Source organism: Komagataeibacter rhaeticus, assembly GCF_003207855.1.
Lineage (GTDB): Bacteria > Pseudomonadota > Alphaproteobacteria > Acetobacterales > Acetobacteraceae > Komagataeibacter > Komagataeibacter rhaeticus.
In genome coordinates this window covers 1-23,372 of the sequence record NZ_NKTZ01000028.1, presented here as the reverse complement: position 1 = coordinate 23,372, position 23,372 = coordinate 1, and the positions used below count along the sequence as shown (strand labels likewise).

Genomic DNA, 23,372 nt, shown 5'->3' with positions numbered 1-23,372 from the left:
GCGAACCATGTTCGGAAGAGCAGGCTTCGAACTCCTCAGGGCGCGTGTCCTTCAGCCCGCATAATCAAAAAACATCATCACGAAAAGTACGGAAGAACCTGATACGTTCTTCATCGCGATAAACGCTATCATATGCATTAGTTATGATTTTTTTGTCCGGAAGTCCTACATCGCTCAGGATATCTGGATGGCCGATGACATCATACGTTTCGGACGTAACTATCGCAAAAGGCCATTGTGAGAGTCTCTCTTTTAGCACGGAATTTCGGACAAAAGCAGCTGTTTCGCCGTATTTCCCTGTCGCTCTTACCAATTCCAGAATTCTGCCCTTGAATTCCTGTGGTACGTTAGAACCAGCGCCAATTGTGATAAAATAGTGCTGTGTCAAGGATCGTTCAGCTACTGATTTTGCTGTTCCTTTTTTGGAAAAGCACATGACAGGTTCTTCTGAAAGTCCCCAGACTGGTTTGAGACCCATAAGATTATCACAGGTGTGGACGATATCTTCGAATGTTGTCACGTTTTCACAATGCTCCTACACGTCAGAAATCCGATAATGACTTATGTGTCTAAATCTGCGGCTGGAAAAATTATGTAACAGACAATGCCCGATGGATCGTCGTTTATCCGTATCGATAATTCTGTAATGGATGATCTACCTTGATGCGATAAAATGATATGATATTTCTGTGCGTTGCAGGTGATAATGTACGTTTTCTGCTAATGTACCTGCCAACGCGACGTGATACCTGTCTTTGACCAGTTTCAGCAAAGTCCTGTCTCCCTTGGAGAAGGATTTTGGAGAAATCAGCTTTTTTCTGATTTAAATGACCAAAACCAAGAAAAACCATTTTGAAAGCAACAGGTTATCTTCTGGTATATGGTGCGAGCTGCGGGACTCGAACCCGCACGCCCTGTAACGGGCGCAAGATTTTAAGTCTCGTGCGTCTACCATTCCGCCAAGCTCGCCTATGGCGCCCTGTTTAGCATACGCTGCGCACAGGACAATCATCCGACATGATTTTATTAAATAGTGCCCCGGGGGTCATCACGCCCCATGGGGAAGGCCGGCAATGGGGCTGCTGCCGGCAGGACTTTTCCCCCGAGCCGGGTTGCCAGCAGGACGTGCCAGCTACCCGGTCGGAAGGGGTGGGTTACTGCTGGAACGCGCGCGCCAGCATGTTCTGTTTTTCAAGCGATACCGGCAGCGTCGTATTGGTCAGGGCAATACCCTGCCAGCCCGCACCCAGTGCCGTATAGAGGTTGATCGCATCCTGCAGCCGCTCCAGCCGGGCCATCGCTTCGGCATTCTGGGCGTTCAGGGTCGTGCGCTCGGTGGTCAGCACCTCAAGGAAGCCGACAAGACCTGCTGCGTACAGCTTGCGTGCGCGCTCGCTGGCCAGGGCACTGTCTTCCGCCGCCTTGGCCAGCAGTTCGGTGTGTTCCTCGTCATCATGCCATGCGGCCATCGCATCCTCGACTTCCTTGAAGCCGTTGAGAACGGACTGGCGGTACGCAAGGCGGCTGGCTTCGGCCGCCGCCTGCGCCATGCGGATCTGCGAGGTGTATTTGCCACCATGCATGAGCGGCAGGGACGCCATCATCAGGAACTGCCAGCTCATGCCCCCCATCTGGAACACCTGATACAGGGCCGATGCATTGGGGTTGAAATTCAGCGGGATGGTAAAGTTCGGGTAAAGCTGCGCCACCGCCACGCCAATCCGCGCCGTGGCCTCGGCATAGGTCCGTTCGGCCTTGCGGATGTCAGGCCGGTTGGCAATGACCATGGACGGCAGGGTGGACGGGAATTCCGGCACCGGCGGCAGCGGCTTGGCCACCTTCAGTTCCAGTTCCGACGTGCCGGGCATCTGCCCCATCAGCACGTCAATGGCGTGGGTGATCTGGGAAATATGGGTTTTCAGCGGTTCGCGCGCGGCGGTCTGTGAATCCAGCTCCGCCTTGGCCTGCGCGATCTGCATGGTGTTGCCCACACCTTCCAGGTACAGCCGGTTGGTCAGGTCATAGGCATCCTGCGCCACATGGATGTTGTTGTTGGCAATGGTCAGCCGCAGCTGCTGGTCGCGCAGCATCATGTAGTCACTGGCCAGTTCGGACAGCATCATCACCATTACGGCGCGGCGGTCCTCGATCGATTCCTCTACCGCGCGGTTCTGGGCTTCCACGCTGCGGCGGATGCGGCCGAACACGTCAATCTGCCAGCTCGCGCTGAATCCGTAGCCAAGATAGGATGCTTCGGGATGATTGACCGGATTGCCGGGGCGCAGCGGCCAGTTGTCGATATTGATCGAATATCGCACGTCACCGGCGGCAGCCTGTGCATCCACCTGCGGATACCACTGCGATGCCTGCACATCACGAATGGCGCGTTCCGCCATGATCCGCTGGCCCGCCACCTGCAGGTTGTAGTTGCCCGCAATCGCCTTGTCGATCAGCTTGTCAAGCTCGGGGTCCCTGAACAGGTGCCACCACTGTTTCAGTTCCTTGTTGGTTTCCTCGATTTCCTCGGGGGTGGCGGCGTGGTCATCCTCGGTAAACTTGGCTGGTGGCTTCATCCGGTCGGGCTGGTAACGCGGCCCCACCGTGCAACCGGCCAGGAAGATGGCCGATGTCAGCAGCAGGCCGGTCCGGCGGGTAACTGAGTTGATGTTCATGATCGTGCCCGCGCCTTACAGGTGGTCTTGCAGCCATGTCGTCAGACGGCCGCGTTGGGTACGGGACTGGGGGCCCACGCTTATGGTTGCGGTCATGCCGGCCGCCAGCGTCACGCTGTCCGGCACATGGTCGAGATGGATGCGCACCGGGATACGCTGCGCCAGCCGCACCCATGTGAAGATCGGGCTGACATCCTGCAGCCCCAGGCCGTCGGGCTTGCCATTCTGGTCATTGATGCCGCGCGCGATGCTGACCACATGGCCGGGCAGGATGTCCTTGTAACCCATCAGCTTGACGCGTGCCTCATCCCCCACATGCACGCCCCACATCTTCGTTTCCTCGAAGTAGCCGTTCACCCAGTACGAATCGGCGTCGATCACCGCAAGCCGGGCATGGCCCTCGGTCACGTAGTCACCCACCCGCAGGTTGAGGTTGGTGATGTTGCCATTGACGGGGGAATACAGGATGGAACGCTGCAGGTTCAGCTTGGCAAGGTCGAGTGCCGCGCGCGCCGCATCGACCGATGCGATCTGGGTTGCCACGTTCGAGTTGAAGACCTCCTGCTCTTCGGCCGACACGATGCCACCCAGCCCCATACGGCGGCGTGCATCGTTCTGCTTGAGCTTCAGGTCCTCCAGCGCGCCATCCAGCCGGGCCTGCGCCTCACGGATCGCCAGGCGGAAGCGCACCGGGTCAAGCACGAACAGCGGGTCGCCCCGGTGCACGAACTGGTTGTCGACCACGGGCAGCTGCACCACCGTGCCCGAGACTTCCGGCGCCACGTCAACCACATAGACACGGACACGTCCGTCACGTGTCCACGGGGCAATCATGTAGGTGTCCCATAAGGTGACGCCCATGACGATGGCCATCGTCACGACCGCCAGGGTCAGGACCACACGGATCAGGGTGCGCAGGAGGGGCATGGGGATTCTCGAACCTTTTTGGGACAGTCAGATGTACAGGATCATCAGGCAGAGGACGCAAGTGTATAGCGCAACCTCGAACAGGGCGAGATGCCAGAACCATTTCATTACACCGCACCACCACAGCAGCGAACGCAGCAGCATGGTGACAGGCAGGGCGGCCACGGCATAGACGACAATCGGTGCCATGAAGACACCGAATAGGTTGAATTCGCTCAGCATCAGGCGGTTCTCATTCCGAACGGTCCCGTTGAAGGGGAAGCAGGCGCGGGCAGGCCGGTGCGGGCGCCGCACCTGTCCGGCGCTATCTGTAGCGGACCATGTGCCATGAAGAAACCGGCAAAGGACCCGAACTGCAAAGATGCCACACCCGTGCCGGCAAAATGCTGGCACCCGGTGACTGGGGCGCCCGCCTGCCAGAAGGGGAAGGATACGGGTCTGTTGTTCATGGCTGGCCCGGACCGCGGGCGTGGGGGGCTGGCCTGCCGCACAGATTGGCCTCGATCCGTTCGAATACGGAATAGCAGGCCAGCAGTTCAGGCGTGGAGATGCCATGCAGCAGGCGGCTGGACACGGCTTCCACCGCGTGACGGACCTGGCGTGCGGTCCATTCGCCTTTTTCCGTCAGGCTGACCAGCTTGGAGCGTTTGTCTTCACGGTCGGGGGAACGGAACACCAGGTCGCGGCGTTCAAGTACATCAAGCAGGCGGGCTACGGATGGGGCTTCGATTTCAAGGGCACGTACAAGATCGGTCTGGCGCACGGGCGGCGGCAGCAGGCCCAGATACAGGACAGGCCGCCATGTGGCTTCGGTCAGCCCATAGTCGCGCAGGTCATGGTCGACCTGCCTGCGCCATGCGGCTCCAAGCCGGGCGAGGCGACGACCAAATGACAGTTCCTTCTCGTTGCGCTCCAGATCGGGCATTCTGTTCCGCCAGCGGGGACATACAGGTATTAAGCATGCAAACCATTTGCGTGCTTAGTATATTCACAAGCTGCACGTTTCCAGAAAACGACAATGTGAGCCAATGCAATTTCAGCATGGATACTATCTGGCAATGACGTGGATCATCACCAGACAGGTAGCTTCGGAAAGGCCGCGGGCCTTATTTGCCCCGGCCGCGGAACAGGTTCCAGATCGCCCGGCCGGTATGGCGGGTCAGCGGGCCTGCCATCGTGGCGGCAACGGCCGACAGGGCCAGGTTCTGCCGCAGTTCATTCATGGCATGTTCGCGTGCGAATCGTACCTTGATTTCTTCCGGTGTCATGTAGGAACGCCGCCCCATGACCAGCCCCATCAGCACGATCAGCACGTCAAGGCCGAACACCGCCGCCGCCGAGCCAAGGGCGCTGAAGCCGAATGTCTGGTAACACAGCGCCCAGAGCAGCCCATGGCCGGAAATGGCGGCAAAAAAGGCGAATACTGCTGCCACAACCAGGAACGCGGCCTGACGCCCAAGACGGATCGCCATCAGTTTGCGTAGGGTCAGTTCCCCTTCGATGATGGTTTTACCGAGTTCGCCTATTTTCATGATGCTCGCATATCCTCTGGTTGCAGCAGGCTATATCGCCTTATTTCGTTGCACGGCCAAGAAAATACCCGATTGCCGAGAAAATGGCGATAGCCACCAGCGAACGACCGCGTGAGCCGCCTTTCTTCGGGGCCTGTTCCTCCAGGCTTTCACGGGCCTGGCCCGCCAGCTTTTCGGCCTTGCTGGCCACGTCATGCAGGGCCTGCTTGCCATGCGTGTGGAGCAGGTTCTCGATATGGGTTTTCAGGGCCTGCAGGTCTTCATGGGTGACGTGCTTGATGGAATCGGTCTTGCTCATGATCGTATCCTTTACGGGGTAAGGTGCGGATAATCCTCTGGTAAGGAGGTAACCATTGCTTATAACGCGTTATCCCCCCAGTCAGGTTTCTGTTATCGCATGTCTCCTTTCTCCTCTCGGCTGGTTGTCAACGCGCTCGGGATCGTGCCCGGCGCGCCGGTGGTGTCCCTGCGTGCCGGGGCGGGCACCTGTCTGGCTGTCGTGAATGATGGCGCGGCCTGTCTTTCCATGCTGGCGGATGCGCTGGCGGGCCATGTGGCGGCCGTGGCGGGGCAGGTCATGGTGGATGGGCGGGATGTGACCGGCCTGCCCGCCGGCCGCCGCCCCTGCGCCGTGGTGGGGTGGCGGGACCCGCTTTTCGCGCACATGACGGTCGCGGCCAATCTGGCATTCGGGCTGCGGGCGCGGGGGATGGAGTCGCAGGCGGTGGCGGCACGGGTACGCGCCATTCTCGCGCTGCTGGGGCTGGACGGGCTGGAACACGCGCGTCCCGCACGCCTTGAACCCGAACAGGCGCTGCGTGTCATGATCGGGCGCGCCCTGGTGTTCGAGCCGCCCGTGCTGGTGCTGGAGGACCCCTTCACCCCGCTTCCGCCCGTGTCCCGCGCGGCCATGCGCCGCCTTGTGGCGCGGCTGGTGCGCGCACGCGGGCTGTGCGTCGTGCTGCTGACCCGCGCGCGTGAGGATGCGCTGCTGCTGGGTGATACGGTTGCCTATATGGCCGGCATGGAAATCATGCAGCAGGGTACGGCGCTGGACCTGTTCGAACGCCCGGCCTGTGACCGGGTGGCCACCGGCTTTGGCCATGCCAACAGCCTGACGGTGCGCGTGGCGCGGGTGGAGGAGGACGTGGCCCGCGCCCATCTGCCCGGTGGCCTGCCGGTCGAGGCCATGGCCGCGCCCGGTGTGGTGGCCGACCGGCTGGCCACGCTGTGCATCCGCCCCGACCGGATTGCGGTCCTGTTTCCCACCCGTGCCGGGATCGTGGCCGATGATCCGGATGCGCCGCCCCTGCTGGAGGCGACGCTGACCGACCTGCGGCAGATGGGCGACCATGTGCTGCTGCGTTTCCGCCTGGCGAATGGCGAGGAACTGCTGGCGCGCAGGCCGCCCACGCCCGCCCTGCAGCGCGTGATGCCGGGGCAGGTGGCGCTGCTGGCATGGCAGCCGGGGCAGGCAATTGCCTTTCCGTTCCGGGGCGAAATGGGGTAGCGTCCGGCCATTCTTCCGCCCCTGCCAGAAAGACTGTTTCTTCCCCGTGTCCCAGCCCGCGCCCCGCAGCCCTGTCCGTTCCGTCCTGTCCTGCCTGCTTGCCGCCATGGTCATGCTGTCCGTGGCGCCCCGCCCCGGCGCGCAGGGTGCGACACGGACACGGCAGCACCGGGCCGCCCTTGTTGTGGCCAGTGTGGAGTCGCATCTGGAACAGGTGCAGGATGACGCCTTTTTCCAGCCCTTTTCCCGTCAGTCGGGGGTGGCGGTCATGCACCGGACATGGAATGGCGGCCTGCCCGAACTGGACCATCACGGCCTGCATGCGGGAACGGGGGGCACATGGTCGCTGGTCCTTGCGGAAGACAGCACCATCCGTGCTGCCTGCATGGCGGGGCTGGTCGTGCACCTGGCGGGCAGTACCGCCAACCCCGATGGCTGTGGCGTGCCGGGCCTGACCACGCAGGTGGTCGTGGCGTGGGACCAGGCATGGCGGCAGATGGCGCCACGCTGGGGCGATTTCTGGGATGTCGTGCGCTTTCCCGGCAAGCGCGGCCTGCGCCGTGATCCGCGTACCACGCTGGAAATCGCGCTGATGGCCGATGGCGTGCCCCCGGAAGATGTCTATGCCCAGCTTGCCACCGATGCGGGGGTGGAGCGCGCATTCCGCAAGCTGAGCCAGCTGCGGCCCTACATAACATGGTGGTCCACCCCCGCGCAGGCCGCCAGCATCCTGGCGCGCGGGCAGGTGCTGATGAGCAGCGCACCCCGTGATGCGGTCATGATGCTGCCCGCGCATGGCGGGCAGGCGATTGGCGTGAGCGCGGACATGGCCCTGTCCTACGGCCTGTCATGGGGTGTGGTGGCCGGGCAGCCGGCGGCCCGGCTGGGCCAGTCGCGCGATCTGCTGCATTTTATCGTGCAGCCCGACAGGCAGGCGGCCTTCATGGCCCGCTACGGGGCGCCACCCGGCCCGGATGCGGGACATCCCGCCAGGGTCCTGCCCGTGGATGTGCAGTTCTGGCAGGGGCATTACACCAGCCTGTCGCGCCGTTTCGACATCTGGCTGCGGGGGGCTGGCTGATGATGCCGGTCCTGACGGGGCATCCCGCGGGCCTGCTGGGGGTGGATGGTGCCTGCGTCCTGCTGGGGCTGGTACTGGCCAGCCTGCTGGTGCTGTGGGCGCATGCCATGCTGCGCGGCACATGGCCGGCGCAGTGCGTGCTCCTGCGCGGGCTGCTGCTGGCCTGCATGCTGCCGGGTCTGGTGCTGGCGGTATGGTGGCCAGGTCTTGCAAAGGGGGCCACGGTTGCGGGATGCATGATACAGGGCGTGCTTCTGGCACCAGCCGCCATGTGGCCGCTGCTGTGCGCATTGCGGCGCATTCCCCCCACCCTGTCGCGCACGGCCAGCGGGCTGGGCGCGGATGCGCAGGCGCGGCTGCGCCTTTTGTGGCTGCCGCTTCTGGGCTGGCCGCTTGCGGGTGTGGCCGCCGGCTGCGCCATCATGGTCACGCTGTGCGCCATGGCGGCGGCTTCATGGCCATAGACTCTCTTTACTTGGTGTACACGTCAGGACCACGATCATGACAGACAAGACCCGACCCTTCTGGGAAACGACACCGCTTGACCAGATGACCCGCGCGCAATGGGAATCGGTGTGTGACGGCTGCGGCCGGTGCTGCCTGCACAAACTGCGCGAGGACGAGACCGATGACGTGCTGTTCACCGATGTCGCCTGTCGCCTGCTGGATACCGAAACCTGCCAGTGCAGCGATTACGCCCACCGCCAGAGCCGGGTGCAGGACTGCATCACGCTGACGGCGGACAGGCTGGCCGATATCGACTGGCTTCCCCCCACCTGCGGCTATGTGCTGCTGCGTGATGGGGAGCCGCTGCCCTGGTGGCACCCGCTGGTGTCCGGCACGCCCGAGACGGTGCATGAGGCGGGCATATCCGTCAGTGGCCGGGTGATCAGCGAACGCCATGCCGGCATGCTGGAGGACCATGTGATCGACTGGCCGGGTGAAGCGCCCAGGGGGGCGTTCTGCCGCACGCGCCCCCGGCGGCGCTGATGGCGACAGATACGGGTGACAGCACGCTGGAAACCGTACCCATCGCATCGGGCACGGTTACGGTGTGCTGGCGCCCCTCGCGGCAGGCACGGCGGATTTCCATGCGCATCGATCCGCGCAGTGGCCATGTCATCATCACCCTGCCACGTGGCGCACGCAGGGCGGATGGACTGGCGCTGCTGCGCGCGCATTCCGCCTGGGTCGTGGCGGGGCTGTCGCGCCTGCCGCCCGTGGCCGAACTGCGCCACGGCGGCAGGGTGCTGCTGGACGGCGCGGCACTGGAGATCCACCACGCGCCCGAAGCCCGTCGGGGCGTGTGGCTGGAAGATGGCAGGCTGCATGTCAGCGGCGAACAGGACTTCATCGCCCGCCGCGTGGGGGCCTACCTGCGCGCACAGGCGCAGCATCTCCTGCCCGCCCGGCTGGGCATACAGGCCGGGCAGGCGGGCCTGCGACCCACGCAGGTCAGGCTGCGCGATACGAAAAGCCGGTGGGGAAGCTGTTCATCCGATGGCACCATCATGCTGTGCTGGCGGCTGGTCATGGCCCCGCGTGAAGTCCAGCACTACATCATTGCCCATGAACTTGCCCATCTGCGCCACATGAACCACGGGCCGGATTTCTGGCTGCTGGTTGATGAACTGACCCCCCACCGCCGTCAGGCCGAGAAATGGCTGCACACCCATGGTGCCAGCCTGCACCGATTGGTCCCGGCCTGAAAATAAAAGGGAATAGAAGTTTTTGGGTGCCGCCTTTTTTCAAAAAGGCGGCGTTTTTCTAAGCTTTTTGAAAAAAGCTTCACCAAAAACTCTTGATCGTTTGCGTTCAGGCGGTGAACTGTTCGGCAATGATCCGTTCGGACAGGCTCTGCCCGGGGTCGAACAGCACGGTGGTGTGGAGTTCGCGCGCTTCGGTTATTTTCACGGAAACCACATCACGCACCTCGGTAAAGTCGGCCACGGCGGCGACGGGGCGCTTGTCGGTTTCCAGTATGTCAAAGCGCACCTGTGCCGTGGAGGGCAGCAGTGCCCCCCGCCACCGGCGCGGGCGGAAGGCGCTGATGGGGGTCAGTGGCAGCAGGTTGGCCGAAAGCGGCACGATCGGGCCGTGGGCGGACAGGTTGTACGCGGTGGAACCCGCGGGGGTGGAGATCAGCACTCCGTCGCATATCAGTTCGGGCAGGCGTACGCGCCCATCCACGTTGATGCGGATTTTGGCGGCCTGCCTTGTCTGGCGGAACAGGAACACGTCATTGAGCGCCAGCGCATGGATGCAGCCGCCATCGCGTGTCGTGGCCTCCATGCGCAGCGGGTGCAGGATCGCCATCTGGGCTGCCGCCAGGCGTTCGGGCAGGTTGTCGGGCACGGCGGGGTTCATCAGGAAGCCGACCGTGCCACAGTTGATGCCATAGACCGGCAGCGTGCGCTCCAGCGTGGTATGGAGCATTTCCAGCATGAAGCCGTCCCCGCCCAGGCAGACCATGGCATCGGCATCCGATGCGGGGTACTGCCCATACTGCGTCACCAGCCGAGCCAGCCAGAGCTGGGCGCTCTCGTTCGGCGCGGCGCAGAAATGCAGCCTGTCGGGAATGTACCCATCGGCCCAGCCGGGGTACGACATCTCGGTCATGGTGTGTGGATGGACAGGCGATGATGCGCCATGACCGGCATGCGCCCGCGTATGGTTTCCACCACGTCGCGTTCAAGGCGCGCCGTGCTCCAGCCCGGCCCGTCCGAGACCTGGGCCACGATGGTGCCCCATGGGTCGATGATCATGGAATGGCCATAGGTGCGCCGCTTCTGGCCGTTTTCATCCATATGGGTGCCGGTGGTGCCGCAGGCGACCATCCAGCACTGGGTCTCGATCGCGCGCGCGCGCAGCAGGGTCTCCCAGTGGGCAAGGCCGGTCTCGACCGTAAAGGCGGCGGGGACCAGCAGCATGTTGGCCCCGCGTGCGCGCAGGGTGTGGAACAGGGCGGGAAAGCGGATGTCGTAGCAGATGGCCAGCCCCGCCGTCATGCTGGCGGAAAGCGGGACGGTCACGATGTCGGAGCCGGGTTCGTAGGTATCACTCTCCCGATAGCCCTCGCCACCGGGGGTCGTGACATCGAACAGGTGAATCTTGCGGTAGCGCGCGCGCTCATGGCCATGGGCGTCAAACACCAGCGATGTGTTGAACAGCCTGTCACCATGCCGTTCACCGATCGAGCCGCCATGAAGGATGATGCCATGCGTGCGCGCCATGCCGGACAGGAAGCTGTACAGCGGCCCGGCCTCCCCCATGCCATCGGGGCTGGGCAGGGTTTCGGCGGCGGCGAATTTCATGTCCCGTGTCCCGCCCAGGCAGCTCCACATCTCGGGCAGGATGACAAGGTCGGGCCTGTCCGCCCTGACCGCAGCCGTAATCAGCGCGCGGGCATGCTGCGTGTTTTCGGGCGCGGATGCGCCGGGCGCCATCTGGATGACAGTGGTGCGCATCAGGGCAGGTACTCCATGGATGATTCCCGCCGACCATAGGACAGCCGCCCCCACGCCCGCAACCGGCACGACCCGTGCGCGCGGCCTGTTAAAACGGGTGGGCGGGCGATAGGATGGGGGCAGATCTCGTACTGAAAAACCAATGGCACATTCCTCATCTTCCCGCACCGTCATCTTCGCGGCCCTGGCCGGCAACCTGCTTGTGGCCGCCACCAAGTTCGGCGCGGCCTTCCTGACCGGCAGCGCCTCGATGCTGAGCGAGGCCATCCATTCCCTGATCGATACCGGCAACCAGGGGCTGCTGCTGGTCGGCATGCGGCGTGCCATACGTCCGGCCACCGCCTCGCATCCGTTTGGCCACGGGCTGGAGCTGTATTTCTGGACCTTCGTGGTTGCCCTGCTCATTTTTGGTCTGGGGGCGGGGGTCTCGCTTTATGAAGGGATCATCCACATCATCCATCCGCAACCCGTCGCGCACGTACTGGTCAATTATGCCGTGCTTGTGGCCAGCATCGTGTTCGAGGGATCGGTCTGGCTGCTGGCCCTGCGGGCCTTCCGCAAGGAGGGCAAGGGCAGGCGCGGCTGGGTGGAAGCCGTGCAGATGAGCAAGGACCCCACCGTCTTTACCGTCCTGTTCGAGGATACGGCGGCGCTGGGCGGCCTGGCCGTGGCGCTGGTGGGCAATATCCTGTCCGAGGTGCTGGACATGCCGGTGCTTGATGGCGTGGCCTCCATCGTGATTGCCTGCATCCTGGCGGTGACGGCAACGTTCCTTGCGCGCGAATCCCAGTCCCTGCTGACGGGGGAAGGCGTTGCGCCGGAGGTGCTGGCCGCGCTGCGCCGCATGGCGCTGGCGGCACAGGGGGTGGAGCGGATCAATGAAATCCGTTCCATGCATTTCGGCCCGCGTGACGTGCTGGTGGTAATCAGCCTCGATTTCCGCAACGACCTGACGGCCGGACAGGTGGAGATCGTGGTCAGCGCGCTGGAGCGCCAGATCAAGCAGGCCTATCCCGAAGTGACCCGCGTGTTCATCGAGGCCCAGGACAGCCGTGCCCAGCCCGCGGGCACGGCCGCCACGGGGGGCGCGCCTACACTGTAACGAATTCGTCCGCCCGGTAGCCCTGGGCGAACAGCAGGGTGCGCAGGGTGGTATGATTGACCTGATTGCCGATCTCGCGCCGGACAGCGGGCTTGGCATGGAAGGCGATGCCCGCGCCCGCCACCCGCAGCATGGCCAGGTCGTTTGCGCCATCGCCCGTGGCCATGGCGTCATCCATATCCAGCATTTCTTCCTTCACCAGCCGCTTCAGGTGGGCCAGCTTGGCGTCCGGGCCTAAAATGGGTTCGCCCACCCTGCCTGTCAGCGTATCACCCCGGGTGAGCAGGGTGTTGGCGTGGTTTTCATCAAAGCCGCACCGGGCCGCAACCTTGCGGGTAAAGAACGTGAACCCGCCCGAGACAAGTGCGGTACGTGCGCCATTGGCCCGCATGGTGCGCACCAGTTCCAGCGCGCCGGTGTTCAGCTTCACGTCCTGCCACGCCCGCTCCAGCAGGCTGACAGGCCGGCCGGCCAGCAGGGCCACGCGTTCATGCAGGGCGGATTCGAATTCGATCTCCCCGTTCATGGACCGGCGCGTGATCTCGGCAATCTTCTCGCCAATCCCGGCATGGGCCGCGATATCATCCAGCGTTTCGCAGTTGACGATGGTGCTGTCCATGTCCGCCACCAGCAGGCGCTTGCGGCGGTTGTGGGCGGGGGTTACCAGCACATCCAGCGCCCGTTCGGCAAGGGCCGCGCGTACGGACCCGATACCGGGGCTGTCCCATGTTTCGGGTGCCGGGCAGGCGATCTCGACGGCTTCCCCTTCCGAAAGGGTGACGGGGGCAGCACCCCGCACCAGGTCGCGCGCGACCTGGATATCGACCGGGGTAAGGGATGTGGCGTCACGCGTCGCCACCAGTACAAGGGTATGGGTCAGGGAAGGGGAATCAGGCATGGGGTCCGGTTACAACTGGGTTGGTGCACAGACGCCCCCGTCCGTGGGGCAGGGGCGCGTGGCGCTGATCGTGGCGGGTCCGACCTGTTCGGGCAAGTCCGCGCTTGCGCTGGCGCTGGCCCGGCGGGTGGGGGGTACCATCATCAATGCGGATTCGATGCAGGTCTACCGCGAACTGCGCATCCTGACCGCCCGCCCCGGCCCGTGCGATGAAGCCTGTGTGCCGCATGCGCTGTATGGCGTGCTGCCCGCAGCACGGACCGGCAGCGTGGCCTGGTGGCGCGAACAGGCCATGGCATGCGCGCAGGCGGCGTGGGATGCGGGGCGCGTGCCGGTGTTCTGCGGGGGGACGGGCATGTATTTCCGCGCCCTGACCGATGGGCTGGCCGATATTCCCCAGCCGCCCGATGCCATTCGCGCACAGGCCCGCGCCATGGTGGCCCAGCTTGGGCCGGAGGGGGCGCATGCGGAACTTCATGAACTGGATGCCGAGACGGCTTCCACCCTGCGCCCCGCCGATGGCCAGCGCATTGCCCGCGCGCTGGAGGTCCGTCTGGCCACCGGCCACGGACTGGCGTGGTGGCGGCGCGAGGCGGTGCTGCCACCCCTTGCCGCCCGCTTCATTGCCGTCAGGCTGCACCCGCCGCGTGACATGCTGCGGGCCGCCATAGCGCGGCGCTTCCACGCCATGGTGGAACAGGGCGCGATGGCGGAAGTCGCCCATCTGCTGGAACAGGGCCTGCCGCCGGACCTGCCCGCCATGCGCGCCCATGGCGTGCCCGAACTGGCGGCCGTGCTGCGGGGCGGCATGACGCTGGCGGATGCCACGGCGCGGGCGATCACGCTGACCGGGCAGTACACGAAGCGCCAGGCCACATGGTTCGCCCATCATGCGCTGGCGGCACCTGCCGCCACATATGTATATGAAAAACGCTTTGAAAATTGCCCGAATGCGCAACAAATGGAAAGATGTGACAATAAAATCATTTCTTTTGTTATTAACTGCATTGACGCGGGCCAAGGCTTTCCGTAAACCCGGCGCGGGATTTCGCCTGTAATGGCAGGCCGGCTGTTGCGGCCGCCACGGCGAAGGAGCAGGAACATGAACGCAGCATCGCACCAGACCGACCTGAAACCTCATGCCACCGGCACGGACACGCCCGTTGTCCAGAGCGGTGCCGAGGTCCTTCTGCGCGTATTGGGCGAGCAGGGGGTCGAGGTCATATTCGGCTATCCCGGTGGCGCGGTACTGCCCATTTATGATGCGCTGTTCCGCCAGAATACGATTCGCCACGTTCTGGTCCGCCATGAGCAGGCGGCCGTGCATGCGGCGGAAGCCTATGCCCGTTCCACTGGCAGGGTGGGCGTGGTGCTGGTGACAAGCGGCCCCGGCGCCACCAACACGGTGACCGGGCTGCTGGATGCCATGCTCGACTCGATTCCCGTGGTCTGCTTCTCCGGGCAGGTGGGCGTGCCGCTGATCGGCACCGATGCCTTTCAGGAGGCCGACACCACCGGCATCACCCGGCCCGCCACGAAGTACAACTACCTTGTGCGCCGCGCGGACGAGATCGCGCCCAGCGTGCACGAAGCCTTTCATATCGCGCGCAGTGGCCGCCCCGGTCCGGTGCTGGTCGACCTGCCCAAGAACCTGATGGTCGGTCCCGCGCCCTATGTCGCGCCGGCCCGCGCGCCGCACCCGTCCTACCAGCCGCAGACCGAACCGGGGCGCGATGCGATCTCGCGCGCCGTGGCCGCCATGAAGGGCGCGCGCAGGCCGCTGTTCTATACCGGCGGCGGCATCATCAATGCCGGGCCGGAGGCATCCGCCGCCCTGCGCCGCCTGGTGGAAAAGACCGGCTTCCCCTGTACTTCCACCCTCATGGGGCTGGGGTCGATGCCTGCGGGTGACCGCCGTTTCCTGGGCATGCTGGGCATGCACGGCACGTACGAGGCCAACATGGCCACCCATGGCTGTGACGTGCTGATCGCGCTCGGTTCGCGCTTTGATGACCGGGTGACCGGGCGGCTGGATGCGTTCTCTCCCACGTCGTTCAAGATCCATGCCGATATCGACCCCAGCCAGATCAACAAGATCGTGCCGGTTGATGTCGGAATCGTGGGGGACGCGCGTCGCGTGATCGAGATGATGCTGGAGGAGTGGGACTGCACCCCCGCCAACACCCGCCAGCCGATCGACATGGCGCAGTGGTGGCACCAGATCAACGAATGGCGTGCGCGTGACAGCCTTGGCTTCGTGCAGGACATGGCGCCGGATGCCATCATCCGCCCGCAATACGCCATCCGGCGCCTGCATGAACTGGCCACCGCCACCGGGCGTGACACCTATGTCTCGACCGAGGTGGGCCAGCACCAGATGTGGGCCGCCCAGCATTTCGGCTTCGACAAGCCCAACCGCTGGCTGACCTCGGGTGGCCTGGGCACCATGGGCTATGGCCTGCCCGCCGCCGTTGGCGCGCAGGTTGCCCACCCCGATGCGCTGGTGATCGACATTGCGGGCGAAGCCTCCACGCTCATGAACATCCAGGAACTGTCCACCATCGCGCAGTACCGCCTGCCGGTTAAGGTGTTCATCCTGAACAACCAGTATATGGGCATGGTGCGCCAGTGGCAGGAACTGCTGCATGAATCGCGTTATTCCGAAAGCTACAGCGCGGCCCTGCCCGATTTCGTCAAACTGGCGGAAAGCTTCCATGGCCGTGGCCTGCGTGCGACCTGCATGGGCGAACTGGATGGCGTGATTGCCGAAATGCTGGCCCATCCCGGTCCGGTGGTGGCTGACATCTGCGTTGCGCAGGATGAGAACTGCTACCCCATGATCCCGTCGGGTGCGGCGCATAACCAGATGATCCTGGGTCCGGGGCAGGATGACGAGATCAGCGCGGAAGGCCGCATGCTGGTCTGATCCCGCCCCGGCGCATGCCGCCGGCATGCCCTTGTCCTTTCCTGCCACCGTGCCGCGACAGTGCGCGCGGTGGCGCCTTCAGCAGTCAGGAAACACAATCATGACCACGCAGCAGGAGAGCCCGGTCTCTGCGGTCATTGCCATTCAGGTCGAGAATGAAAGTGGTGCGCTGGCGCGTGTCATCGGCCTGTTTTCCGGTCGTGGGTACAATATCGAGAGCCTGACCGTGGCCCCGGTTGATGAGACCCGCCGCCAGTCGCGCATCAATATCGTCACCACCGCCACCCCGCATGTGCTGGAGCAGATCCGCGCGCAGGTGGCGCGTCTGGTGCCGGTGTACCGCGTATCGGTCATGACGGGGCAGGACCCGCATGTGGCGCGCGAGATGGCGCTGGTGAAAGTGATTGCCAGCGGGGAACGCCGGGCCGACGCGCTGCGCATTGCCCAGGCTTTCCGTGCCCATCCGGTCGATGCCTCGGCCACGTCCTTTGTCTTTGAGCTGACGGGTGCGACCGACAAGCTTGATGCCTTTATCGACCTCATGCGTCCCCTTGGCCTGGCCGAGGTTTCGCGCACGGGTGTCGCCGCTATCGCCCGGGGTGCCGCGATCCTGTAAGGGAACGCCGGGTTTTACCGTTTCACATGTTTTTACCGTTTTTTCCCAAGGAGCAAGATTATGCGCGTCTATTATGATCGCGATGCCGATGTGAACCTGATCAAGAGCAAGAAGGTGGCCATCATCGGTTACGGCAGCCAGGGCCATGCCCATGCCAACAACCTCAAGGACTCGGGTGTGACCGATATCGTGGTCGGCCTGCGCCCCGAATCCACCGCCGTGGCCAAGGCCGAGGCCGCCGGCTTCAAGGTCATGACCCCGGCCGATGCCGCCAAATGGGCGGATGTGGTTATGGTGCTGACCCCCGATGAAGGCCAGGGCGCGCTGTACAAGGAATCGCTGGAAAAGAACCTCAAGCAGGGTGCGGCCCTTGCCTTTGCCCATGGCCTGGCGATCCATTTCCGCATCATCGAAGCCCGTCCCGACCTGGATGTGTTCCTGATCGCGCCCAAGGGCCCGGGCCACACCGTGCGTTCCGAATACCAGAAAGGTGGCGGCGTGCCGTCGCTGGTGGCCGTGGCCCAGAACGCTTCGGGCAATGCGCTGGAAATCGCGCTGTCCTATGCATCCGCCAATGGCGGCGGGCGTGCGGGCATCATCGAGACGACCTTCAAGGAAGAAGTCGAGACCGACCTGTTTGGCGAGCAGGCCGTGCTGTGCGGTGGTCTGGTCGAACTGATCCGTGCGGGTTTCGAGACGCTGGTCGAAGCGGGCTACGCGCCGGAGATGGCGTATTTCGAGTGCCTGCACGAAATGAAGCTGATCGTGGACCTGATCTACGAAGGCGGCATCGCCAACATGAACTACTCCATCTCCAACACGGCGGAGTATGGTGAATACGTGTCCGGCCCGCGCGTGATCACGCCGGAAACCAAGGCCGAGATGAAGAAGATCCTGACCGACATCCAGGACGGCACCTTCGTGCGCAACTTCATTCTGGAAAACCAGTCCGGCAATATCGGCTTCAAGGCCACCCGTGCCCGCAATAACGAGCACCAGATCGAGAAAGTGGGCGAGAAGCTGCGCGGCATGATGTCGTGGATCGGCAAGAACAAGCTGGTCGACAAGTCGCGTAACTAAAAATCAGTCGTTGATAAAAAAGGATAAAAGTTTTCGGGTGTCGCCTTTTTAAAAAAGGCGGCGTTCCTTGGGGCTTTTTGAAAAAAGCGCCATCAGAAACGTCCTTTCGGGTGGCGGTCTTGCGTCCCCCTTAAATTACAACGCCAGCCGGAGATGTTCCGGCTGGCGTTTTTTTTATGTCCGCCTGTGACGGCGGCCCCGTATTTGCCGTGACACGACCGGGTAACGGGTGCCACCATGCGCGACCGGAAAAACCTGAAGGAGCACCGTACCGTGACGGATTACGTGATTCCCCCCTGCAGCCTGCCCGTTGTGCCAGTGGAGGGAAGTAAGGGTGTCTTTCCCGTCCGGCGGATATGGTGTGTGGGGCAGAACTATGCCGCCCATGCGCGCGAGATGGGCAGCAACCCCGAACGCTCCGAACCCTTCTTCTTTTCCAAGCCGGGGGATGCGGTAGTGCCCGGCGGCGGGCTGCTGGCGTTTCCGGTCAGCACGTCCGACCTGCATCACGAAGTGGAACTGGTGGCCGCGATCGGGCGCGATGGCCATGACATTGCGGTGGAAAAGGCGCTGACGCATGTCTATGGCTACGCGGTCGGCCTGGACATGACGCGACGTGACCTGCAGGCCGCAGCCAAGAAGGCGGGCCACCCGTGGGATCTGGCCAAGGGATTTGACCAGTCCTGCCCCATTTCCCCCATCGTGCCGGTATCGGTCACGGGCCACCCCGAAAACGGTGCAATCACGCTGAGCGTGAATGGCGAGTCCCGGCAGAAAGGCGACCTGCGGGATATGATCTGGTCGGTGGCGGAAATCATTTCCGCTCTCAGCCGGTTCGTCTCCCTCGGTGCGGGGGACCTGATCATGACCGGTACCCCGTCGGGTGTGGGGCCGGTCAGGCGCGGTGATGTGCTGTACGCCACCTGCGCCGGTGTGGGTGAACTGAACGTGACCTATACCGGCTAGAGCAGGCGCGGGCAGCCTGCGCGCCGCAGGTGTCGTAAAACGCCATGATGCCCGTGTTCGTGACGGGCCATGCGTAACCCGCGCCGCGCCGGTTCATTATCATATGGCCGCATGCGTGCCCCGTGGGCGCGGATGCGGGTTTTTTTCGCCCATCAGGCAGAAGGATCAAAAAAACATGCAGTATCGCCAGCTTGGCCGTTCCGGTCTGCGGATTTCGGCCTTTACCCTGGGCACCATGACCTTTGGTGGCAAGGGCAACTTTGCCAAGACCGGCAATACCGACCTTGCCGGGGCCTGCCGCCAGATCGACCTGTGCATTGATGCCGGGATCAACATGTTCGATACGGCGGATATCTATTCCACCGGCGTGTCAGAGGAGATTCTGGGGGCTGCCCTCAAGGGCCGCAGTGACGATGTGATGGTCACGACCAAGGCGCGCTTCAACATGGGACCGGGTGCCAATGACGCGGGGCTGTCGCGGTTCCATCTGGTCAGTGCGTGCGAAGCCAGCCTGAAGCGTCTGGGCCGTGATCATATCGACCTGTATTACCTGCATGAATGGGATGGGCAGACCCCTCTGGATGAAACGCTGGAGGCGCTGGACACCCTGACCCGCGCGGGCAAGATCCGTTATGCCGGGGTTTCCAACTTCTCGGCATGGCATATCATGAAGGCGCTGGGCACGGCGGAGCGCAACCGCCTGATCGCGCCCGTCTCGCAGCAGATCTACTATTCCCTGCAGGGGCGTGAGGCGGAATATGAACTCCTGCCCGTTGCCGTGGACCAGGGCATTGGCGTGCAGGTCTGGAGCCCGCTTGCGGGCGGTCTGCTGTCGGGCAAGTACCGGCGCGGCAGGCCGCAGCCCGAAGGCACGCGCCAGATCGAGAAATGGGGCGAACCCCCGGTTTACGATATTGAAAAACTGTATGACGTGGTGGAGGTGCTGGTCAGCATCGCCGAAAGCCGCAACATCTCCGCAGCCCAGGTGGCGCTGGCATGGGTGGCGCAGCGGCCTGCCATTACATCCGTCGTGATCGGTGCGCGGACCGAGGCACAGCTGGTCGATAACCTCAAGGCCATTGACCTGAGCCTGACGGCGGAAGAAATCAGCCGCCTTGATGACGCCAGCGCGCCGCCGATCCTCTATCCCTTCTGGCATCAGGCCAGCACGGCGTCAGACCGTCTTTCGGCCGCCGACCTGCTGCTACTGGGACCGACGCTGGCAAAGAAGAATAAATAAAAACAGCGCAAGGAAGTTTTTGGTGAAGCTTTTTTCAAAAAGCTTCAGAGAACGCCGCCTTTTTGAAAAAAGGCGGCACCCAAAAACTTCCATCATTTCTATCAAGGGTTTGTCTGACAGCCGTTTCCCGTCGGGCTGCTTTCCCCCGGCGGGTATCGCATACCGCTGGGCGAATGGCCGTTGCGCCAAGAAGGCACGGCAAAGTTGATCTGGATCAAGGCTGCGGACCGCCCGCCGATGATCAGCTATCCCCCGTTCCACATCGCCCATGACCTTATGCGCGCGACAGGTGGCTGGGGAGGGAAATCACTTCCGATATCTTGTAATAACATCCAGTTGATCCCATCTGGAATCCAGCGCCATGCCGTTGCCTGTTGAGGGACGGCGCACGGCGGAACCTTTTTTGTCGCCTGATCAAGAGGGACGAGGAAACATATGAATATCGAGAAGTTTACAGAACGGTCACGCGGTTTTCTGCAGGCAGCCCAGACCATTGCCATGCGCGATTACAACCAGCAGCTGACGCCGGAGCATCTGCTCAAGGCCCTGCTTGATGATGATCAGGGTGCCGCGTCCTCCCTTATCCACGCGGCTGGCGGGCAGGTGCCCGGTATTACCGCCGCCAATGACGCAGCCCTTGCCAAGCTGCCCAAGGTGCAGGGCAGCGCCGCGGGCCAGCCCACCGCCACGGGCGAGCTGGTCCGTCTGCTGGATAATGCCGAGCAGGCCGCTCAGAAGGCAGGTGATGAATATGTGGCGCAGGACCGCCTGCTGGCTGCCATTGCCGCGTCCGAAACGCCGGCGGGTCAGGCCCTGCGCGCCGGCGGCGCCACACCGCAGGCGCTTGAAAAAGCCATTGCCGCCATCCGCAAGGGACGTACCGTGACAAGCGAAAACGCCGAAGCCAATTTTGACGCGCTGAAGAAATACGCGCGTGACGTGACCGAAGTCGCCCTGCAGGGCAAGCTGGACCCGGTGATTGGCCGTGACGAGGAAATCCGCCGCGCCATTCAGGTGCTTGCGCGCCGCAGCAAGAACAACCCTGTCCTGATTGGTGAGCCCGGCGTGGGCAAGACCGCCATTGTGGAAGGGTTGGCGCAGCGTATCGTCAATGGTGACGTGCCCGAGGCGCTGAAGAACAAGAAGCTGCTCTCGCTCGACATGGGCGCGCTGGTGGCGGGCGCCAAATTCCGGGGCGAATTCGAGGAACGGCTGAAAGCGGTCCTGAAGGAAATCGAGGCCGCCGAAGGTCAGGTGATCCTGTTCATTGACGAGATGCACACGCTGGTCGGTGCGGGGCGCAGCGATGGCGCGATGGATGCCTCCAACCTGATCAAGCCCGAACTGGCCCGTGGCGTGCTGCACTGCATCGGTGCCACCACGCTGGATGAATACCGCAAGTATATTGAAAAGGACGCCGCCCTCGCCCGCCGGTTCCAGCCGGTCTATGTGGGTGAGCCGACAGTGGCCGACACCATCTCCATCCTGCGTGGCATCAAGGAGAAATACGAGCTTCATCACGGTATCCGTATTTCCGATGGCGCGCTGGTCGCGGCGGCAACGCTGTCCAACCGTTACATCACCGACCGCTTCCTGCCCGACAAGGCCATCGATCTGGTGGACGAGGCCGCAAGCCGCCTGCGCATGCAGATCGACAGCAAGCCCGAGGAACTGGATGAACTGGACCGCCGCCTGATCCAACTCAAGATCGAGCGCGAGGCCATCCGCAAGGAAGATGACGCGGCCAGCAGGGAGCGTCTGGTCAAGCTGGAAGCCGAACTGTCGGAACTGCAGGAAAAGTCCGATGCGCTGACGGCGGCATGGCATGCGGAAAAAGACCGCGTCAACGCCGTGCAGAAGCTGCAGGAGGAGATGGACCAGATCCGCTCGGATATCGAGATTGCCCAGCGCAAGGGCGATCTGGCCCGTGCATCGGAACTGATGTACAGCCGCCTGCCGCAGCTTCAGGCCCAGATTGCCAAGGCGCAGGAAGAGGCGGACCAGATCAGCAAGGGCGATGGCATGGTCAGCGATACCGTGACCGATCAGGGCATCGCCGCCGTGGTGTCGCGCTGGACCGGCGTGCCGGTGGACCGGATGCTGGAGGGCGAGCGCGCCAAGCTGCTGCGCATGGAAGATGAACTGCGCAAGAGCGTGGTGGGGCAGGAACCGGCCCTGAAGGCCGTGTCCAACGCCGTGCGTCGTGCCCGTGCAGGCTTGCAGGACCCCAACCGCCCCATCGGGTCGTTCCTGTTCCTTGGCCCCACGGGCGTGGGCAAGACCGAGCTGTGTAAAGCGCTGGCCCGCTTCCTGTTTGATGACGAGAAGGCCCTGCTGCGCATCGACATGAGTGAGTTCATGGAGAAGCATGCGGTCTCCCGCCTGGTGGGCGCGCCTCCCGGCTATGTGGGGTATGAGGAGGGCGGCGTGCTGACCGAAGCGGTGCGGCGCAGGCCCTATCAGGTCATCCTGTTCGATGAGGTGGAAAAGGCGCATGAGGACGTCTTCAACATCCTGCTGCAGGTGCTTGATGATGGCCGCCTGACCGATGGGCAGGGTCGTACGGTTGATTTCCGCAACACCCTGATCGTGCTGACCAGCAATCTCGGCTCCGACGTGCTGGCCCATCTGCCCGATGGGGAATCGGTCGAGACGGTGCGCCCCGAAGTCATGCAGGTGGTGCGCAACCACTTCCGGCCCGAGTTCCTGAACCGTCTGGATGAGATCATCCTGTTCTCGCGCCTGCAGAAGGCGGATATGGGCAAGATCGTGGAAATCCAGATCGGGCGCCTGCGCAAGCTGCTGGCTGACCGCAATATCCAGCTTCGCCTGGACAAGGGGGGTGAGGAATGGCTGGCGAATGAAGGCTACGATCCGGTGTATGGCGCCCGTCCGCTCAAGCGCGTGATCCAACGTGCCCTGCAGAACCCGCTGGCGGGTCTGTTGCTGGAAGGCACCATCCATGATGGTGAAACGGTCACTGTTGATGCGAAGAATGATCACCTGACCATCAATGGAACCGAGGTGGAAGCCGACTGATCGCGGCACGCCGCATTAAAGTTGGGAAAAGGAGGGGCCTGCCCCTCCTTTTTTCACATAAATATCTTTTTTTCTTCGTTTTTTTGGTTCGCATTGTGAATGTTAAGTGGGGTTTATGGCGGATTTCCGTTGTTTTCCTGTGTTTTGGGGGTAGCGTTGACAGGGTGGGCCAATATCCGTGAAAGCCCCTTCACCGGACGGCGCTGCTGCTCCGGCGGGTCTTTGACAAGAGAATAGAGAGAGTATCTGGAAGGGATATGCTGGCGGCGCGGTTGTTGCTCTTTAGGGGGTGATGATTGGCGGCCTGGACTGGGTG

Annotated in this window: 24 protein-coding genes and 1 tRNA gene; 13 read left to right on the top strand and 12 right to left on the bottom strand. The window is 63.2% G+C overall.

Translation table 11 applies throughout. The features are described 5' to 3' along the window. Positions 1–64: 64 nt before the first annotated feature. The 8 genes from CFR78_RS16115 to CFR78_RS14600 all read right to left on the bottom strand — a co-directional run bounded on the left by CFR78_RS16115 (position 65) and on the right by CFR78_RS14600 (position 5,429). Entirely contained in the window at positions 65–520 is a 456-nt protein-coding gene (locus CFR78_RS16115; RefSeq protein ID WP_146221307.1) for a hypothetical protein, read from the bottom strand. 361 nt (positions 521–881) lie between these two features. Further along, positions 882–969: transfer RNA gene (locus tag CFR78_RS14635), tRNA-Leu, on the bottom strand. A 185-nt stretch (positions 970–1,154) separates the two neighbouring features. Further along, positions 1,155–2,672: an efflux transporter outer membrane subunit gene (locus CFR78_RS14630; protein WP_007397334.1), complete on the bottom strand. Its 1,518-nt coding sequence runs from the start codon at positions 2,670–2,672 to the stop codon at positions 1,155–1,157. 15 nt (positions 2,673–2,687) lie between these two features. After that, positions 2,688–3,599, bottom strand: a complete 912-nt coding sequence (locus CFR78_RS14625; RefSeq protein ID WP_007397335.1) for an HlyD family efflux transporter periplasmic adaptor subunit — start codon at positions 3,597–3,599, stop codon at positions 2,688–2,690. Between the two features lie 27 nt (positions 3,600–3,626). Further along, entirely contained in the window at positions 3,627–3,821 is a 195-nt protein-coding gene (locus CFR78_RS14620) for a DUF1656 domain-containing protein (RefSeq protein ID WP_007397336.1), read from the bottom strand. A gap of 223 nt (positions 3,822–4,044) precedes the next feature. After that, the gene (locus CFR78_RS14610; protein WP_007397338.1) at positions 4,045–4,524 is read right to left on the bottom strand and encodes a MarR family winged helix-turn-helix transcriptional regulator; all 480 of its coding nucleotides are present in this window, start codon (positions 4,522–4,524) and stop codon (positions 4,045–4,047) included. Positions 4,525–4,705: 181 nt separating this feature from the next. Continuing rightward, on the bottom strand, positions 4,706–5,131 hold the full coding sequence (locus tag CFR78_RS14605; RefSeq protein ID WP_007397339.1) for a hypothetical protein: 426 nt from the start codon (positions 5,129–5,131) through the stop codon (positions 4,706–4,708). Between the two features lie 40 nt (positions 5,132–5,171). After that, positions 5,172–5,429, bottom strand: coding sequence for a hypothetical protein (locus tag CFR78_RS14600; protein WP_007397340.1), 258 nt, complete (start codon positions 5,427–5,429; stop codon positions 5,172–5,174). A 99-nt stretch (positions 5,430–5,528) separates the two neighbouring features. On the opposite strand from CFR78_RS14600, the gene CFR78_RS14595 reads away from it, so the two are divergent. From CFR78_RS14595 to CFR78_RS14575, 5 genes are read left to right on the top strand one after another with little or no spacing between them, the layout of a single operon-like run. Next, positions 5,529–6,641, top strand: a complete 1,113-nt coding sequence (locus CFR78_RS14595; RefSeq protein WP_034930972.1) for an ABC transporter ATP-binding protein — start codon at positions 5,529–5,531, stop codon at positions 6,639–6,641. Positions 6,642–6,687: 46 nt separating this feature from the next. Beyond that, positions 6,688–7,722 carry an extracellular solute-binding protein gene (locus CFR78_RS14590; RefSeq protein ID WP_034930970.1) on the top strand — a complete coding sequence of 345 codons (1,035 nt, stop codon included), beginning with the start codon at positions 6,688–6,690 and terminating at the stop codon, positions 7,720–7,722. Continuing rightward, positions 7,722–8,186 (top strand): hypothetical protein, encoded by a 465-nt coding sequence (locus tag CFR78_RS14585; protein WP_181417550.1) that lies wholly within the window; start codon positions 7,722–7,724, stop codon positions 8,184–8,186. The genes CFR78_RS14590 and CFR78_RS14585 overlap by 1 nt, the downstream gene beginning before the upstream one ends. Before the next feature lie 37 nt (positions 8,187–8,223). Next, entirely contained in the window at positions 8,224–8,712 is a 489-nt protein-coding gene (locus CFR78_RS14580) for a YcgN family cysteine cluster protein (protein ID WP_007397344.1), read from the top strand. Then, a complete protein-coding gene (locus tag CFR78_RS14575) occupies positions 8,712–9,431 on the top strand; it encodes a M48 family metallopeptidase (RefSeq protein ID WP_034930968.1) in 720 nt (239 codons plus the stop codon). Before CFR78_RS14580 ends, CFR78_RS14575 begins: the two co-directional genes overlap by 1 nt. A 106-nt stretch (positions 9,432–9,537) precedes the next feature. On the opposite strand, the gene CFR78_RS14570 is transcribed toward CFR78_RS14575, so the two are convergent. Further along, positions 9,538–10,341, bottom strand: coding sequence for an NAD kinase (locus CFR78_RS14570; protein ID WP_034930965.1), 804 nt, complete (start codon positions 10,339–10,341; stop codon positions 9,538–9,540). After that, positions 10,338–11,189, bottom strand: a complete 852-nt coding sequence (locus CFR78_RS14565; RefSeq protein ID WP_034930962.1) for a carbon-nitrogen hydrolase family protein — start codon at positions 11,187–11,189, stop codon at positions 10,338–10,340. The genes CFR78_RS14570 and CFR78_RS14565 overlap by 4 nt, the downstream gene beginning before the upstream one ends. 142 nt (positions 11,190–11,331) lie before the next feature. On the opposite strand from CFR78_RS14565, the gene CFR78_RS14560 reads away from it, so the two are divergent. Beyond that, on the top strand, positions 11,332–12,291 hold the full coding sequence (locus CFR78_RS14560) for a cation diffusion facilitator family transporter (protein WP_007397348.1): 960 nt from the start codon (positions 11,332–11,334) through the stop codon (positions 12,289–12,291). Here the strand turns inward: CFR78_RS14560 and serB are convergent. Then, the gene (gene serB, locus CFR78_RS14555) at positions 12,281–13,189 is read right to left on the bottom strand and encodes a phosphoserine phosphatase SerB (protein ID WP_034930959.1); all 909 of its coding nucleotides are present in this window, start codon (positions 13,187–13,189) and stop codon (positions 12,281–12,283) included. The genes CFR78_RS14560 and serB overlap by 11 nt on opposite strands. Here serB and miaA point away from each other — a divergent pair. The 7 genes from miaA to clpB all read left to right on the top strand — a co-directional run bounded on the left by miaA (position 13,188) and on the right by clpB (position 23,056). Beyond that, positions 13,188–14,222, top strand: a complete 1,035-nt coding sequence (gene miaA, locus CFR78_RS14550) for a tRNA (adenosine(37)-N6)-dimethylallyltransferase MiaA (protein WP_034930958.1) — start codon at positions 13,188–13,190, stop codon at positions 14,220–14,222. The genes serB and miaA overlap by 2 nt on opposite strands. A gap of 69 nt (positions 14,223–14,291) precedes the next feature. Further along, positions 14,292–16,115 (top strand): biosynthetic-type acetolactate synthase large subunit, encoded by a 1,824-nt coding sequence (gene ilvB, locus CFR78_RS14545; protein ID WP_034930955.1) that lies wholly within the window; start codon positions 14,292–14,294, stop codon positions 16,113–16,115. Between the two features lie 100 nt (positions 16,116–16,215). Then, a complete protein-coding gene (gene ilvN, locus CFR78_RS14540) occupies positions 16,216–16,731 on the top strand; it encodes an acetolactate synthase small subunit (protein ID WP_034930953.1) in 516 nt (171 codons plus the stop codon). Positions 16,732–16,791: 60 nt separating this feature from the next. Further along, on the top strand, positions 16,792–17,811 hold the full coding sequence (gene ilvC, locus CFR78_RS14535) for a ketol-acid reductoisomerase (protein ID WP_007397353.1): 1,020 nt from the start codon (positions 16,792–16,794) through the stop codon (positions 17,809–17,811). Between the two features lie 237 nt (positions 17,812–18,048). After that, positions 18,049–18,777: a fumarylacetoacetate hydrolase family protein gene (locus tag CFR78_RS14530; protein ID WP_034930951.1), complete on the top strand. Its 729-nt coding sequence runs from the start codon at positions 18,049–18,051 to the stop codon at positions 18,775–18,777. A gap of 175 nt (positions 18,778–18,952) precedes the next feature. Continuing rightward, positions 18,953–20,017 (top strand): aldo/keto reductase, encoded by a 1,065-nt coding sequence (locus CFR78_RS14525; RefSeq protein ID WP_034930975.1) that lies wholly within the window; start codon positions 18,953–18,955, stop codon positions 20,015–20,017. A gap of 435 nt (positions 20,018–20,452) precedes the next feature. Continuing rightward, a complete protein-coding gene (gene clpB, locus CFR78_RS14515) occupies positions 20,453–23,056 on the top strand; it encodes an ATP-dependent chaperone ClpB (RefSeq protein ID WP_034930948.1) in 2,604 nt (867 codons plus the stop codon). Positions 23,057–23,169: 113 nt separating this feature from the next. Here the strand turns inward: clpB and CFR78_RS16475 are convergent. Beyond that, positions 23,170–23,372, bottom strand: a 203-nt coding sequence (locus tag CFR78_RS16475; RefSeq protein WP_220032413.1) for a hypothetical protein, incomplete at its 5' end; no start/stop codon positions are given.